Here is a 14845-nt window from a genome sequence, read left to right as displayed (position 1 = left end):
GCCGTTAGACGTCGGGGTGGCGCGTCCATGTCACCTCGACGATCCGCTCCTCGATACCGGCGGACAGAACCAGGGTGTTGCCGTCGAATGTGTAGGCGCGCGGCTGATCGGTGTTGGCCATCGCCGGATCGAACGCGCCGATGACGTGGTGCGTCACCACCTTCGCGGCTTCGTCGATCGTGAAGGGGCCGTGATAGCTGCTATAAGACGATCCGATCGTGCCCTCGCCACCGAATGCCATGTGGCACGACATCCAGCGTTCGGGCGTGTAGAGGATCACGCCGATCGGCGCGGTGCCATAGGGGCGATAGATCGTCCCGTCGGGAAAGCGGATCGCGCAGGCGGTCAGCTTCCATGTGCCGGTCAGGCGCTCGATATCGGTCATGGCAGGCCATCCCCTTGTGTCTTTCGGGGCACGCTAGCCTATCGCGCGCGTTCCGTCGCGGGCCGATCGACGCTCTGGTCGCCGCCAAGTGTCTGATAGAGGGTCACGAGGTTGCGCGCCTTTTCCAGCCGCGTCGCGATCAGAGTGCGGCGCGCACCATAGGCCGTGCGCTGCGCGTCGAGCGCGGTGAGGTACGTCCCGATCCCACCGCGATAGCTTGCATCGGAAAGAAACGCATTGTCGCGCGCGGCAGATTCGAGCTGGCGGTCCGAGGTGAGCTGTCCATCGATCGTGCCACGGCGGGCGAGCGCGTCCGAAACTTCGCGGAACGCGGTCTGAATCGCGCGCTGATAGGTGGCGACAGCAACGTCGCGCTGCGCCTTGGCCGAACGCAGGCTGTTCAGGTTGCCGCCCCAGTCGAAGATCGGGAGCGTCGCCGAAGGTACGACCGACCAGGTAAAGGCGTCGCCCTGAAACAGCGACGACAGCGCGGTGCTGGTGAAGCCGGTGAGCGCGGTCAGTGCGATGCGCGGGAAGAAGGCCGCGCGCGCCGCGCCGATCCGGGCATTGGCGGCGTAGAGCTGATATTCGGCCTGCACCACATCGGGCCGGCGCAGCAATATGCCCGAATCCAGTCCCGCGGGCAGTTCGGCGAGCAGCCCGTCGACATCGTCGAGCCCGCCCGGCAGCTCGGCATCGGCGACGGGACCGCCGACGAGCAGTTCGAGCGCGTTCCTGTCCTGCGCGACGGCGGTGATCTGGCGTGCCTGGTCCGACCGGGCTTGCGCAAGGATGGTTTCGGCCTGGCGCAGATCGGTGCGTGGTGCGATCCCGCCCTTGAGCCGCGCGCTGGTCAGCTCGACGCTGCGGCTCGCGCTCGCCTCGGTGTCTTTCGCGATCGCCAGCAGGCTGCGGTCGGCGGCGAGCTGAAGATAGGCATTGGCGACTTCGGACACGAGCGTCAGCCGCACCGCGCGGGCCGCCGCTTCGGTGCCCAGATATTGGTCGAACGCAGCGTTGGACAGGCTCTGGAGGCGGCCGAACAGGTCGACCTCCCAAGATGTCACGCTCGCCTGCGCCTGATAGGTGGTGCGCACGCCGCCGCCACCGCCCTGGCCAATATTGGCGCCGCTGCTGTTATCCGGGTTGCGCCGTTTGGTTATGTTGCCCGCGGCGTTGAGCTGCGGGAAGATATCGGACCAGGCGACGCCATATTCGGCGCGCGCGACCGCGACATTGCCGATCGCCACGCGAAGATCCTGATTGCCCACCAGCGCGCGCTCGATGATCGCCTGCAGCTTGGGATCGCGCAGGATGTCGCGATAACCGACGCTCGGCAGCGTGGCCTCGCTCTGGCGCAGATAAGCGTCGCCCTGCGGCCAACTGCGCGGGATGATCGGTTCGGGCCGTTTGGGATTCGGGCCCATCGAACAGCCTGCGAGCAGAGCCGCCGCGGTCAGGGCGAATAGGCGCTTCACGCCTTCGCCTCCTGCGCGTGGCCGCGGAACAGCTTGCGGATGAGGACGAAGAACAGGGGCACGAAGAAAATCGCGAGGAAGGTCGCAGTCGTCATGCCGCCGATCACGGCGGTGCCGATCGCGACGCGACTCTTGGCGCCCGCGCCGCTCGCGATCGCCAGCGGCAGCACGCCGAAGATGAAGGCGAGGCTGGTCATCAGGATCGGCCGCAGGCGGATGCGCGCGGCCTCCAGCGCGGCCTCGAGCGGTGCCTTGCCCTGCTTCTCGGCCTGCTCGGCGAACTCGACGATCAGGATCGCATTCTTAGCGGACAGGCCCATCGTGGTCAGCAGGCCGACCTGGAAATAGATGTCGTTCTCCAACCCGCGCGCCAGCACCGCCAGCGTCGCGCCGACCAGGCCCAGCGGGATGACCAGCATCACCGCGATCGGGATCGACCAGCTTTCGTAAAGCGCCGCGAGGCACAGGAACACGACCAGCAGCGACAGCGCGTAAAGATAGGGCGCCTGGCCACCCGACAGCCGCTCCTGATAGGAAAGGCCCGCCCAGGCGATCGAGGTGCCGGGGATTTCGGCCGCAAGCTCGGCGATGCGGTTCATCGCGTCGCCCGAGCTCTTGCCCTCGGCCGCCTGTCCCTGGACCTCGTAGCTGGAGACGCCGTTGAAGCGCGCCAGCGTGTTGGGCGCTCGGGCCCAGTGGAAATCCGCAAAGGCGGAGAAGGGCACCATTTGCCCTGTGGTCGATCGCACGAACCAGTCGTTCATATCCTCGGGGCGCGAGCGGAACGGCGCATCACCCTGCACATAGACGCGCTTCACACGACCGCGATCGACGAAGTCGTTCACATATTGGCCGCCCCACGCCGTCGACAGGGTATTGTCGACGCTCGCCTGCGAAACGCCCAGCGCCCCGACCTTTTCCTGATCGATATCGATCGCGATCGTGGCGGTGTCCTCAAGATTGTTCTGACGGATCTGCGCCAGCGCCGGATCATTGTTCGCGGCCTGGATCAGTTCGTCGCGGCGGGCCTTGAAGTCTTCACGGCTGAGACCGCCCGAATTGAGCAGTTCGAGGGTGAAGCCGCTCGACTGGCCGAGGCCACGCACCGCGGGCGGGCTCAGTGCATTGAACTGCACGTCGCGCAGTTGGCGTCCGACGGCGGCGGTCGCGCGCTTGGTGATCGCTTCGACCGTGTTTTCCTTGCCCTTGCGATCATCCCAGTCGGCCAGCGAGATGAAGCCGCGGCCCGTATTCTGACCCTGTCCCTGGTTGGACGAACCGATCACCATATAGATGGTATCGACGTTCTTCCTTTCCTTGGTCAGGAAGTAGCGCTCGACTGCCGTCGCCGCCTCCAGCGTGCGGCTCTGCGTAGCGCCGGGCGGCAGCGTATATTGAAGCTGACCGATACCCTGATCCTCGACCGGCAGGAAGCTGGTCGGCAGATTCAGGAAGACGACGATCAGCAATGCGACGAGCGCCCCGAATACCAGCAATGCCGCCGTCACATGGTTGAACAGCTTCTGGACGCCCTCGACATAACGGTCGGTCGTCCGCTTGAACCAGTCGTTGAAGCGGTCGCCATATTCATGGGCCTTGGTGACCCAACCCGCCTCATGCGCGATCGCATCCTTGTCGCGGCGCTTGAGCAGGGTGGCGGCGAGCGCAGGCGACAGGATCAGCGCCACGAACACCGACAGCACCATCGACGAGACGATCGTGATCGAGAACTGCTTGTAGATGACGCCCGTCGATCCGCCGAAAAAGGCCATCGGCAGGAAGACCGCCGACAGGACCAGCGCAATCGCGATCAGCGCAATGTTGATCTCACCCATCGATTTGATGGTCGCCTCGCGCGGGGTGAGATCGGGTTCCTCCTCCATCACGCGCTCGACATTTTCGACCACTACGATCGCGTCGTCGACGAGCAGGCCGATCGCCAGGACCATGCCGAACAGCGTCAGCGTGTTGATCGAGAATCCCGCCGCCGCCAGCACGCCGAACGTGCCCAGCAGCACCACCGGCACCGCGATTGCGGGGATCAGGGTCGCGCGCCAGCTCTGCAGGAACAGGAACATCACGATGACCACCAGGACGATCGCTTCGATCAGCGTGATGATTACGTCCTCGACCGACAGCTTGATGAAGCGGGTGCTGTCGTTGGGGAATTTGTAGGCGAAGCCGTCGGGCAGCGACGATGCGCGATCGTCCATGAAGTTGCGCACCAGTTCGGCGGTCTTGAGCGCATCCGAACCGGGGGCGAGCTGGATCGCGATGCCCGCGCCGGGATGCCCGTCCAGCCGGCTGACGTTGGTATAGCTTTCGCTGCCCAGTTCGACCCGGGCAACGTCCTGCAGCAGCACGCGCGACCCGTTGCCCTGCGTTTTGACGACGATGCGCTTGAACTGATCGACACTGGTCAGTCGCGATTTCGCGGTGACGATCGCGTTGAGCATCTGGCCTTCGGTCGACGGCAGGCCACCGATCTGGCCGGCCGCGACCTGCGTATTCTGGGCCTGTACCGCCGAAATCACGTCGGCAGGGGTCAGTTGCACCGCCGCCAGCCGGTTGGGGTCGAGCCAGATGCGCATCGCATATTGCGCGCCGAACACGTTGACGTCGCCAACACCGGGAAGACGGCCGATCGGATCCTGCAGGTTCGACACCAGATAGTCACTGACATCGCGGCTCGTGATCCGGTCGGTCGTGTCGTAGATGCTGACGACCATCAGGAAGTCCGAATTGGACTTGGTTACGGTCAGGCCCTGCTGCTGCACCTGCTGAGGCAGGCGGGACAGCGCCTGCTGCACCTTGTTCTGAACCTGCACCTGAGCAATGTCGGGGTCGGTGCCTTTCTGGAAGGTGACGGTGACGTTCACCGAACCCGACGAACTCGATGTCGACTGAAAATAGATCAGCCCGTCAATCCCGGTCAGTTGCTGTTCGATAATCTGAGTGACGCTCGATTCGATAATTTCCGCCGACGCGCCCGGATAGCTGGCGCGGATGTTGACCGTGGGTGGTGCGATGTCGGGATATTGCTCGACCGGCAGCGTCAGAATGCCGCCGACGCCAAGCAGCATCACGATGATCGCGAGCACCCAGGCGAAGATGGGTCGATCGATGAAAACGCGCGACAGCATGGGTTAGCTGCGATCACCCTGCTTCTTGCCGCCAGCGGGCGGCGAGCCTGCGGGAACCGGCTTGATGTCCTGCTTGGGCCGGATCTTGCCTAGCCCCTCGACGATCAGCTTGTCGCCGGGCTTGAGCCCCTGGGTGACAAGCCATTTGTCGCCGATGGTGCGACCGGCGGTGACGGTCTTCTGAACCGCCTTGTTGTCGGGGCCGACCAGCATCACGGTGGCGTCGCCCTTGGCATCGCGGGCGAGGCCGCGCTGCGGTACGAGGATCGCATTGGTGGCAGTCGCCTGGCTCAAGGTCGCACGGACATACATGCCCGGCAGCAGCAGGCCCGAGGGGTTGGCGAAGCGCGCGCGCAGCGTGACCGTGCCCGTGGCCGGATCGACCATCGCTTCGGTGAACTCAAGCCGCCCGCTTGCCGGATATTCGCTGCCATCCTCAAGCTTCAGCTTCACCGCGGCCGAGGAAGGGGTGGCCGTGCCGCCGCTCGTCAATGCGCGGCGCAGCGACAGATATTCGCTCGCCGACTGCTGGATATCGACGAAGATCGGGTCGAGCCGCTGGATCGTGGTCAGCGGCTCGGCCTGGTTCGCCGTGACGAGCGCGCCTGTGGTGAACAGCGAACGTCCGACCCGCCCGGTGATCGGCGCAGGAACGCGGGTGAATCCCAGGTTGATGCGCGCAGTTTCAAGGCCGGCCCGATTCTGTTCGACCGTGGCGGCCGCCTGGCGCGCGGCGGCGCTGGCGTCGGTATAGTCCTGTTGCGACACCGCCTCGATCTTGGCGAGCGGTTCGAGACGCTTGGCGCGGGTGGCAGTCGCTTCGCGATTGGCCTGGGCGTTGGCGAGGTTGGCGTTCGCCTGATTGAGCGCGGCGCGATAGAGGCGAGGGTCGATCTGGTACAGCGTTTCGCCCGCGCGGACGATGCTGCCTTCGGTGAACAGGCGGGCCTGGATCAATCCGGAGATTTGCGGGCGGACTTCGGAGGTTTCGAAAGCGGACGTGCGACCGGGCAATTCGACAGGCAGCGCGACCGACTCCGTCTTGACGACGATATAGCCGGCTTCGGGCGTAGGACGCTTCTGTTCGTCCTTCTTCCCGCATGACGACAGCAGCATCGTTGCGGCGAGCAGTGCCGCATATTTCCACTCCGACCCCGCCTTCATTGCCGGAGTTGCACCGTCGTCATCGTAATCCTCGCTTTGCTGCGCTGCGTTATAAGCAGCAGTCGCGGGCAATCGGAAGCGATTAGCTGCATAAACAGCGAATTTCACGCGTTACGCAGCCGTAGCATCGCGCCGCTCCGATCTCGCCGCTGCGGAACAGGATCGGTTTCCCGACTGTTTCTCTCTCGTACCGACAAGAAAATGTGGAGAGTCTGCGATGCTCGGAACCGTGCTTCTCGTGATCCTGATCCTGATCCTCGTCGGCGCGCTGCCGACATGGGGTTATAGCAGCGGCTGGGGTTATGGCCCGTCGGGGATCCTTGGCGTGGTCGTTGTAATCCTGCTCGTGCTGCTGCTGCTCGGCCGAAACTAGGCGCTCAACCGGTCGACCAGCGCCTGCGCTGCGCGATCGACCTGATCCCACGTTGTATCGAAGCCGTCGTCGTCCCCGAAATAGGGGTCGGCGACGGACTTTCCTTCCATTCCGCCCACGAGATCGAGCAGCAGAGCCACCTCGGCGGTGCCATCGGCCGGAGCTACGCGCGCAAGATCGGCAAGGTTCTGCGCGTCCAGGGCGAAGATGTGGCTGAAGTTACGGAAATCCGCCGGCGCGATCTGGCGTCCACGATAGCCCGAAATATCGATCCCGTTCGTCTGCGCGACGGCCTGTGCGCGGTCGTCGGGCGGTCGGCCGATATGCCAGTCGCCCGTGCCCGCGCTGTCGATGGTCACGTCGATCCCCGCCGCCTGCGCGCGCGCACGAAACGCGGCTTCGGCAAGCGGCGACCGGCAGATATTGCCGAGGCAGACGAAAAGGATCGAATGCTTGCTCAGTTGCCGCGCTCTTCGCGACGGGCTTCGAATTCCGCGCGCGCCTTGGCAAGTTCGGCCTTGTCGACAGTACCGTCGCTGTTGGCGTCGAGCCGATCGAACATCGGCGCGGGCGCCCTGTCGAACTCCGCGCGGCTGACCTTGCCGTCCTTGTCGAAATCGGCCTGCGCGATCATCCGCTCCATGCGGCGACCGCCGCGTTCGTCGCTCGCGGCGTCGGCGCTCGACAGGAAGCCGTCCTTGTTGGCGTCCATCTCGGTGAAGTGCGATCCGCGATAGGCGAGATATTCGGCCTTGCTGATCGCGCCGTCGCCATTGGTGTCGGCCGCCTTCAGCATCGACATCGGATCACCGCCACCCATCTGCGCGAGCACCGGCGCGCCGAGGCTTAGCATCGTCACCGCGGCAAATGCCGTCATCCGCTTGGTCATCACAATTCTCCCGACAGGAATTGGCGCCGCTTATACAGCGGCGCCTTTTTCCTGCATGAACGATTTGTCCGTCAGGCGACTTCGGCGGCCTTGGCCTTTTCCGCCGCCTCGGCCCGCGCGTTGCGGATGTTGGAGAAGAGGTAGCAATAGGTGTCCTCGGGGATCTGATCGTGCGGCAGCGGCTGATCGACCTGTTCCTTGGTCGGGCCATATTTCGCCGCGAGCGGCTTGAGTGCCTCGAGATCGAACTTGTAGAGCTTGGCCGCATTGAGGCCCAGCACCTTGCGGCGCCGCGTCTCGCTCATGTCGTCGAAGGTGAGGCGCAGCGATTCCAGCGTGTAGGGATAGGTACCCTCATAATGGGGGTAGTCGTTGCCCCACAGTACGTTGTCTTCGCCGACCGCTTCGATCCCGTCGAGCTCAGCCTTGCTGGGGAAGCTGGCGCCGTAGAAGCAATGCTCCTTGGCATATTCGCTGGGCAGCTTCTTGAGCACCCAGTCCTTCGGATCATAGACGATCTCGCCGGAAACCCCGCGCATGATGCTCTTGTGGATGCCGTCGAGCTGCTGGAGCATCGGGCCGGCCCAGGCGCAGCCGGACTCGGTCAGGATATATTTAAGCTTCGGATAGCGTTCGAACACGCCCGACAGCAGCAGGTAGCGATAGCCCGCCTGCGCATAATAGCCGACCTCCGACATCCACACCGCCTGGCCGACAAGCGAGGTGCCGTGATCGGGGATGCCCGCGCCGGTATGCTGGTTCATCACCAGATCGTGATCCTGGATCGCGGCGAACACGCGCTCCCATGCCGGATCGTAGAGCCGCTTGAGCCAGGTCGCGTCGGGCGAGATCAGCGGCAGCAGCACGCCGCCGCGCAGGCCGGCCTTGGCGATGAACTCGATATCCTTGACCGCTTCGTCGAGGTCGTTGGGCAGGAACACGCCGATGCCCGCGCGCCGTACCGGATCCTCGGCGCAGAAATCGGCGAGCCAGCGGTTATGAGCGCGAATGCCGGCGTTATAGAGTTCGTAATCCTCGGGCTTCACGGCGGCCGGCGGCATCACCAGTGGCTTTTTCCAGAAGGGCGGCACCGTGTTGGGATAGATGACCTCGCCGACGACGCCCTGGCTGTTCTGATCCTGCGAGCGGACTTCGAAATCCCAGTTCTTGAGCTTCTTGGTGCCGTAATGCCCGGTCTGCGGATTCTTGTACGCGCCGCGCCACTCGTCGAACCGCTGGCGATACTGGGGATCCAGATATTCGCGATACGTGGCATGGTTGGCACCGGCATGGGTGTCGGCGGTGATCAGGATATAGGGGTCGTCGCTCACGGCAGGCTCTCCAAGATTATAACGCAGTATAATCATGGTTCGAGAGAGCGTGCAACCGAGTCGCTGCGCCGACGCTCTGAGGACGCGGAATTACCGTCTCTGGCTGCGCCAGCGGTTCACCACTGCTTCGACCGCCTCGTCCTCACCGCCCGTGCGCCGCCACAGTTCGGAGAAGACCGGGTCGTTCGATGCGGGACGCAGCGCTTCCTCCAGATCGTCGAAGCGCAGGCGGATCGGGATCGCGACGCCTTCGCCACACACGATGGCCTCTCGATTGCGTAGCGCAGGGATCGATTCGAGGAAGCCGCGCGACCCTTCCGGCATTGCCGCCTTCACGAACGCCTGGTCGCGATCGTTGTTGAGGCGCATCGCGATGATCGTGCCACACTGGCTCAACACGCCCTCGGCCAGATCGGACGGCCGTTGGGTGATCAGGCCCAGCGACACGCCATATTTGCGGCCTTCCTTGGCAATCCGTTCGAGCACCTTGCGCACCGCCTGCCCCCGCCCGGTATCGGCGGCGGGGATGTAGCGATGCGCCTCCTCGCAAACGAGCAGCACCGGATGCTCGGCCACGCCGCGTGCCCACAAGGCATAATCGAATACCATCCGCGCCAGCACCGATACGACGACCGACGTAATCTCGGACGGCACGCCCGACACGTCGATCACCGAGATCGGCCGCCCGTCGCCCGGCAGGCGGAAGATGCGGGTGATGAACGCCTTCATCGCGTCGCCGACAAGCATGCCGGAGAACATGAAGGTGTAGCGCGGATCGTTGCGTATCTCGTCGATCTTGGTCCTGAGCCGCAGATAGGGCGCGCTGTTGTTCGCCTTGTCGAGCTTGCCCATTTCGGCGGAGATGATCGCGGTCAGTTCCGACAGGACATAGGGGATGGGGCTGTCGACGGTCAGGCGGGTCAGCCCCTCGGCCATCCGGCTTTTCTGCCGCGCGGCGAGCAGGCATTTGGCCAGGATGTCGGCATCCATCTGCCGCTCGGCGCCACTGGTGGTCAGCAGCACCTCGCAATGCTCTTCGAAGTTCATCAGCCAATAGGGCATGGCGAGGTTGGAGACGTCGAAGGTCGCGCCGACGTCACCGAAGGCCGCGCCATATTCGCCATGCGGATCGATCATCACGACATGGCCGGCCGGCGCCATCTGGCAGATGCGGTGCAGGATCAGCGCGGTCGCGGTCGATTTGCCCGTGCCCGTAGATCCCAGCAGCGCGAAATGCTTGCCGAGCAGTGCATCGACCTGCAGCGCGGCGGGGACGGCGTCGGTCGGATAGACGGTGCCGACGCGAATGTCGGGTACCCCCGCCGTCCCGAAGATCGCGCCCATATCGACGGTCGACACCGGTGAGACGATGTGGCCGGGCAGGGGGAAGCGGGTGACACCACGGCGGAATGCCACGATGCCGCCATCGGGTGCGGCCTTGCCTTCGCCCAGAAAGTCGATGTCGGCGACGATGCCGCCGTCCGCTGCGCGCAGCCCTTGGATCGCCGCAACGACGATCTGGGATCCGACACCGATTCGGACCAGCGATCCGACCTCGCCCGCCATGGCCGTCACCGCATCCGGATGCCGCCCCGCCGCCGCGATCGCGGCCGCATCGATCCGCGCCGTCGCGACTGATCCCGAAACGGCCTCGATCGAACCGATGGCGATGCTGTCGTTGGTGGGGGCGAAGCTGCTGTGCGCGACGAAATCGTTCATCCCGCCCGCTTATGCGCGCAGGCGTTAATTCAGCGTTTCAGGCGATCGGAAATCTGCCCGGCGATCCAGCCGAGTGTGAGCGATAGCGCGATCGCGAACAGGCCGTAGATGATCGCGTGTTTTTCGGACCAGCGCGACACGAATGCCTCGAAACCCGATTTGGCGATATCGATATCGCGCGTCGCCGCCGCCACCACGCGCCCATCCTGAATCAGATAGGTTTCGGCGGTATATCGTCCGACCGGAACGCGTGCCGGGATGGCGATGCGCGCGCGATAGAGGACGCCTTCGCTGATCTCCACGCCGTGCGCCGATTCCGAATAATATCCGCCACGGCGCTTCAGATCGACCACGCCCTCCTCGAACCGCCGTGCCTCGGCCGGATCGCCCCCGCTCGACGGCGAGAGCTGGAGATTGTCGATGCCGAGTTCGTAAATGACGGCAGTGCGCGGCTGGACGATCGTGCCGATCGGCTTCGATGATGCCAGAGCGTAAAAGGAGGGAACCGATCGATAGGCGTTGCTGTCGGCGTTGATCCAGATGCCCGCGATCCGCGCCTTTTCACGCACCAGCACCGGCTCGGGCGGTCCCTTTATGACCACTGCGATCTCGGGCGGCTTCGTGGGCGCGCGGCCGCCCGGATAGAGGATCGCGCCGAACAGCAGCAGTTCGGCGCCGGTGAAGCTGTATATGATGTCGATCTGCCGCTGCGACACATCGGGCACCAGCTTGGGTTGCTCCGCGCCCATCAGCATCGGCGCGATCGTCAGCAGAGGGAGAAGCCGGCGGCGCTTCATGCCAGCGGCTCGATTGAATAGATTTCGGCCGGCCGCCAGCCCAACCCGAGCCCCATCCGAATCGCCACCACCAGCACGATGAAGGCGAGCGCGAGACGCAGATATTCGGGCTTGATCCGCTGGGCGAAGCGCGCGCCGATCTGGGCACCGGTGACACTGCCGATCAGGAGCAGAGCGGCCAGCACCATATCGACGGCGTGGGTCGTCAGCGCGTGGACCATCGTGGTCGCGGCGGTCACGAACAGGATCTGGAACAGCGAGGTGCCGACCACCACCCGCGTCGACATGCCGAGCAGGTAGATCATCGCGGGAACAAGGATGAAGCCGCCGCCCACCCCCATCAGCACCGTCATCATGCCGGTCGCGAAACCGAGCAAAGCGGGGGCGAGCGGCGAGATGTAGAGGCCCGATTTGTAGAAGCGCCAGCGCAAGGGCAGAATGGCGATCAGCGGATGATGTCGTCGCGCCGCCGGACGGGGCGCCGCACCGCGCCACTGGCTGACGAGCAGGCCGATCGATTCGCGTGCCATCATGATGCCGATGCTGCCCAGCAGGACGACATAGAGCAGGCCAACGACGGTATCGATCTGCCCGAGTCGCTGCAGAGTCCGGAACAGCCAGCCGCCCGCAAGCGAGCCAATCGCACCACCCGCCACCAGCACCCAGCCCATGTGATAGTCGACCCCGTCGCGTTTCCCGTGCGCGATCACGCCCGATACGCTGGCGCCCGTGATCTGCGTCGCCGACGATGCGACCGCGACGGCGGGCGGGATGCCGTAGAAGATCAGCAATGGCGTCGTCAGGAATCCGCCGCCCACGCCGAACATGCCCGACAGCAGCCCGACGACCCCGCCGAGGCCGACGATGACCAGCATGTTCACCGACAAGCCGGCAATGGGCAGGTAAAGGTCCATTGCTAAGACCGCTAAACCATTTCGGTCCCGGGGGCCAAGAGGCGAGCGAGCAATGATTCCTCACCGGAAAATGGCAGACCGTTACAAGATTCCGGCGCTATAGGGGCGGCAGCAATCGATTCGAGGAATGTGATGAAGTCGGCCGATGCCGTAAACAAATCGGGCCAGGCGCTGGGTCGCAAAGGCCACGGAACGCGGCAGCGCGTGATAGAGGCAACCGAGGCGCTGCTGAAGGAATCACGTGGTATCGCGCCCCCGGTTGCCGCGATCGCACGGGAGGCGGGCATCTCGCCGCCGACCTTCTATCTCTATTTCACCGATGTCGGCGAAGCGATCTTCGCGGCCATGGAAACGCTCAACGAACGCTTCGACCCCGTCGTCGCGCTCCTGACGGCGGACTGGCCGGAAGCCGAGCGGCTCGTCCATGCCCGCGCTTATGTCGAGGCATTCTTCGCATATTGGCGCGACAACGCCACTTTGCTGCGCGCGCGAAACCGTCTGGCCGACGAAGGCGACGACCGCTTCGTGCAGATGCGGCTGGAATCGGCGGCGCGCCTCGCCGAACCCTTCACCCGCAAGATCCCCAACGCGATGGCTGACGGGAAGGTCGTCGCCGAAAGCTACGACATCGCGGCCGGGCTGATGGTGGCGATGGAGCGGATGGCGACCGTCATCACCCTCGAACTCTACCCCGAAGCCCGCACCGCGCCCGAACCGAACATCAACGGCCTCGCCTGGCTGCTGGCGAGCCACCTGACGCGGTAACTTCTTGATCCTCCCCGGGACGGGGAGGGGGACCGGCGAAGCCGGTGGAGGGGGCGAGAGGCTGGGCGGAATCGCTTGTGGCCAACCCCCTCCGTCGCCTTCGGCGACACCTCCCCGTTCCGGGGAGGATTTGGCTAAACCCGCGCCGTCAGCCCGCCATCGCACGACATCACCGATCCGGTGATGAAGGATGCGTCGTCAGACAGCAGGAACAACACAGCCTTCGCCTGATCCTCGGGTGTGCCGATGCGCTTCACGGCCTGGTTGCCGATCAGCATGTCGACATATTCCTGCGGCGTCTGGCCGCGGAAGGCGGGCGTGTCGGTCATGCCGGGGGCGAGCGTGTTGATGCGGATGTTGCGCGGGCCGAGCTGTTTCGACAGCGACAAAGCGATCGAATTGAGGCCGAGCTTCGCGGCGCTGTAATGCCCGCCCGCCATCCACGCGGCCGACGAACTGACGTTCACGATCGCGCCGCCGCCTGCCTTTTCCATGTAGGGCACCGCCGCGCGCGTCATCGCGAGGCTGCCGAGCAGGTTGATGTCCATCAGCCGCTTGAGTTCGTCCCAGTCGATATCGAGCAGCGACTGCATCGACATGCCGCCGAACAGAGCGGCATTGTTGACCAGATAGTCGATTCGCCCGAAGCGTTCGGCCGCGAGCGCCGCCAGCGCGGTGCAGCTTTCGAGCGAGGCGATGTCGACGATGCCATAGGTCGCCTCGCCGCCCGCCGCCTCGATCGCAGCCACGGCCGCCTTGCCGCTCTCATCCTTTGTGGCGCCGACGGCGATTTTCGCGCCCTTGGCGACCAGCGCATCGGCGATCGCCTGGCCGATATTGCCCGGCTTCACCCCCGTCACGATCGCGACCTTGCCTTCGAAGCTCATCTCGCATCCCCTCCTGTCTTTGGCCAACCGCTACCATCGCGTTCCGAACCGCGCTACCGCTGGCAAAAATCGGGAGAGAGACATGAGGAATTCTGTTCGGCGCAAGGCAGTTATCACGGGAGCGAGCGGCGGCATGGGCCGCGCACTGGCGCGACGCTTCGGCGCGACGATGGACCTGGTGCTGACCGACGTGGCGGCTGACAAGCTGCGCATGTTCACTGAGGAACTGCGCGGCGAAGGCTATACCGTCGCCGCCGCGCTCCCCGGTGATCTGGGCGAAGATGCGCTGCTGACCGAACTTGTGAGCGTGACCGGCGGCGAAGGCGGCCTCGGCGCGCTGCTGCACGCGGCCGGCCTTTCGCCCCAGCTCGCGGACTGGGATCGCATCATCCGGGTCAATCTGGTCGCGACCGAAAAGCTGCTCCGCGCGATCGAACCCGCGCTGGCGCCCGGTTCGGTCACGGTGCTGATCGCGTCGGTCGCGGGGCATCTGATGGGGCCGAATATCGAGATCGATACCTTGCTGTCCGACCCGGTCGACCCGGCTTTGATCGATCGGCTGCGCCCGAAGATCGCTGCACCGGGGACGAGCGATTTCGGCGCGTCGGCAATGGCCTATGGCGTGTCGAAGCGAAGGGTGATCGACATGGCCGAACGTCGGGCCGGCCGCTGGGCGGCGAAGGGCGCGCGAATCGTCTCGATCTCGCCAGGGCTGATCCACACCCCGATGGGGCTCCGTGAGGTGGAGGATCCGAGCGCGGCCGGCATGCTTGCGATGACCCCCGCCGGCCGCTGGGGCACCGTTGCCGACATTGCCGAGGCGGCTTGGTTCCTGTGCGGGGAAGGCGCGAGCTTCATCACCGGTTGCGACCTGCGGGTCGATGGGGGCGTGATCGGAGCGATCCGGACATCGATCGATCCGGCGATGCGCCCGATGCTGGCAAACGCGGAGTGATCCGGAGCAGCGGAGAAATCCGCCGCCGCGCTTTCCAAATCTGCG

Annotated in this window: 14 protein-coding genes; 3 read left to right on the top strand and 11 right to left on the bottom strand. The window is 64.9% G+C overall.

Going from position 1 to position 14845, the window contains the following annotated elements; genetic code table 11:
* Positions 1-4: 4 nt before the first annotated feature.
* The 4 genes from FYJ91_RS05350 to FYJ91_RS05335 are packed head-to-tail and all read right to left on the bottom strand — an operon-like array spanning position 5 to position 6170.
* The gene (locus FYJ91_RS05350) at positions 5-385 is read right to left on the bottom strand and encodes a lipocalin-like domain-containing protein (RefSeq protein ID WP_149521207.1); all 381 of its coding nucleotides are present in this window, start codon (positions 383-385) and stop codon (positions 5-7) included.
* A gap of 38 nt (positions 386-423) precedes the next feature.
* A complete protein-coding gene (locus FYJ91_RS05345) occupies positions 424-1863 on the bottom strand; it encodes an efflux transporter outer membrane subunit (protein WP_246152437.1) in 1440 nt (479 codons plus the stop codon).
* Positions 1860-5006 carry an efflux RND transporter permease subunit gene (locus FYJ91_RS05340; protein ID WP_149521206.1) on the bottom strand — a complete coding sequence of 1049 codons (3147 nt, stop codon included), beginning with the start codon at positions 5004-5006 and terminating at the stop codon, positions 1860-1862. The genes FYJ91_RS05345 and FYJ91_RS05340 overlap by 4 nt, the downstream gene beginning before the upstream one ends.
* A 3-nt stretch (positions 5007-5009) precedes the next feature.
* Positions 5010-6170 (bottom strand): efflux RND transporter periplasmic adaptor subunit, encoded by a 1161-nt coding sequence (locus FYJ91_RS05335; RefSeq protein ID WP_149521205.1) that lies wholly within the window; start codon positions 6168-6170, stop codon positions 5010-5012.
* A gap of 217 nt (positions 6171-6387) precedes the next feature.
* Between FYJ91_RS05335 and FYJ91_RS05330 the strand changes: the two genes are divergently transcribed.
* Positions 6388-6543, top strand: a complete 156-nt coding sequence (locus tag FYJ91_RS05330; protein WP_149521204.1) for a DUF3309 family protein — start codon at positions 6388-6390, stop codon at positions 6541-6543.
* On the opposite strand, the gene FYJ91_RS05325 is transcribed toward FYJ91_RS05330, so the two are convergent.
* The 6 genes from FYJ91_RS05325 to FYJ91_RS05300 form a co-directional block, all read right to left on the bottom strand.
* Complete coding sequence (locus tag FYJ91_RS05325; RefSeq protein WP_149521203.1) at positions 6540-7004, bottom strand: low molecular weight protein-tyrosine-phosphatase; 465 nt, start codon at positions 7002-7004, stop codon at positions 6540-6542. The two genes, FYJ91_RS05330 and FYJ91_RS05325, sit on opposite strands and share 4 nt — an antisense overlap.
* The gene (locus FYJ91_RS05320) at positions 7001-7432 is read right to left on the bottom strand and encodes an EF-hand domain-containing protein (protein WP_149521202.1); all 432 of its coding nucleotides are present in this window, start codon (positions 7430-7432) and stop codon (positions 7001-7003) included. Before FYJ91_RS05320 ends, FYJ91_RS05325 begins: the two co-directional genes overlap by 4 nt.
* A 71-nt stretch (positions 7433-7503) precedes the next feature.
* On the bottom strand, positions 7504-8763 hold the full coding sequence (locus FYJ91_RS05315; protein ID WP_219822556.1) for an amidohydrolase family protein: 1260 nt from the start codon (positions 8761-8763) through the stop codon (positions 7504-7506).
* Positions 8764-8853: 90 nt separating this feature from the next.
* Entirely contained in the window at positions 8854-10482 is a 1629-nt protein-coding gene (locus FYJ91_RS05310; RefSeq protein ID WP_149521200.1) for an ATP-binding protein, read from the bottom strand.
* A 29-nt stretch (positions 10483-10511) separates the two neighbouring features.
* The gene (locus FYJ91_RS05305) at positions 10512-11279 is read right to left on the bottom strand and encodes a TIGR02186 family protein (RefSeq protein ID WP_149521199.1); all 768 of its coding nucleotides are present in this window, start codon (positions 11277-11279) and stop codon (positions 10512-10514) included.
* On the bottom strand, positions 11276-12193 hold the full coding sequence (locus FYJ91_RS05300) for a sulfite exporter TauE/SafE family protein (protein ID WP_149521198.1): 918 nt from the start codon (positions 12191-12193) through the stop codon (positions 11276-11278). The genes FYJ91_RS05305 and FYJ91_RS05300 overlap by 4 nt, the downstream gene beginning before the upstream one ends.
* A 132-nt stretch (positions 12194-12325) precedes the next feature.
* On the opposite strand from FYJ91_RS05300, the gene FYJ91_RS05295 reads away from it, so the two are divergent.
* A complete protein-coding gene (locus FYJ91_RS05295) occupies positions 12326-12958 on the top strand; it encodes a TetR/AcrR family transcriptional regulator (protein ID WP_149521197.1) in 633 nt (210 codons plus the stop codon).
* A 134-nt stretch (positions 12959-13092) separates the two neighbouring features.
* Here the strand turns inward: FYJ91_RS05295 and FYJ91_RS05290 are convergent, their stop codons facing one another.
* Entirely contained in the window at positions 13093-13845 is a 753-nt protein-coding gene (locus tag FYJ91_RS05290; protein WP_149521196.1) for an SDR family oxidoreductase, read from the bottom strand.
* Between the two features lie 82 nt (positions 13846-13927).
* On the opposite strand from FYJ91_RS05290, the gene FYJ91_RS05285 reads away from it, so the two are divergent.
* Complete coding sequence (locus FYJ91_RS05285) at positions 13928-14800, top strand: SDR family oxidoreductase (protein WP_149521195.1); 873 nt, start codon at positions 13928-13930, stop codon at positions 14798-14800.
* Positions 14801-14845: the final 45 nt, after the last annotated feature.

Source organism: Sphingomonas montanisoli, assembly GCF_008274695.1.
Taxonomy (GTDB): Bacteria; Pseudomonadota; Alphaproteobacteria; order Sphingomonadales; family Sphingomonadaceae; genus Rhizorhabdus; species Rhizorhabdus montanisoli.
The sequence above is the reverse complement of the archived record's forward strand: the minus strand, read 5'-3'. Positions and strand labels throughout refer to the sequence as shown.

Excerpts from the sequence above, each read along its gene's own strand:
- FYJ91_RS05330 (WP_149521204.1), top strand. The coding sequence starts at position 6,388 with ATGCTCGGAACCGTGCTTCTCGTGATCCTGATCCTGATCCTCGTCGGC.
- FYJ91_RS05340 (WP_149521206.1), bottom strand. The coding sequence starts at position 5,006 with ATGCTGTCGCGCGTTTTCATCGATCGACCCATCTTCGCCTGGGTGCTC.
- FYJ91_RS05335 (WP_149521205.1), bottom strand. The coding sequence starts at position 6,170 with ATGAAGGCGGGGTCGGAGTGGAAATATGCGGCACTGCTCGCCGCAACG.
- FYJ91_RS05295 (WP_149521197.1), top strand. The coding sequence starts at position 12,326 with ATGAAGTCGGCCGATGCCGTAAACAAATCGGGCCAGGCGCTGGGTCGC.
- FYJ91_RS05320 (WP_149521202.1), bottom strand. The coding sequence starts at position 7,432 with ATGACCAAGCGGATGACGGCATTTGCCGCGGTGACGATGCTAAGCCTC.
- FYJ91_RS05350 (WP_149521207.1), bottom strand. The coding sequence starts at position 385 with ATGACCGATATCGAGCGCCTGACCGGCACATGGAAGCTGACCGCCTGC.
- FYJ91_RS05290 (WP_149521196.1), bottom strand. The coding sequence starts at position 13,845 with ATGAGCTTCGAAGGCAAGGTCGCGATCGTGACGGGGGTGAAGCCGGGC.
- FYJ91_RS05310 (WP_149521200.1), bottom strand. The coding sequence starts at position 10,482 with ATGAACGATTTCGTCGCGCACAGCAGCTTCGCCCCCACCAACGACAGC.
- FYJ91_RS05300 (WP_149521198.1), bottom strand. The coding sequence starts at position 12,193 with ATGGACCTTTACCTGCCCATTGCCGGCTTGTCGGTGAACATGCTGGTC.
- FYJ91_RS05285 (WP_149521195.1), top strand. The coding sequence starts at position 13,928 with ATGAGGAATTCTGTTCGGCGCAAGGCAGTTATCACGGGAGCGAGCGGC.
- FYJ91_RS05305 (WP_149521199.1), bottom strand. The coding sequence starts at position 11,279 with ATGAAGCGCCGCCGGCTTCTCCCTCTGCTGACGATCGCGCCGATGCTG.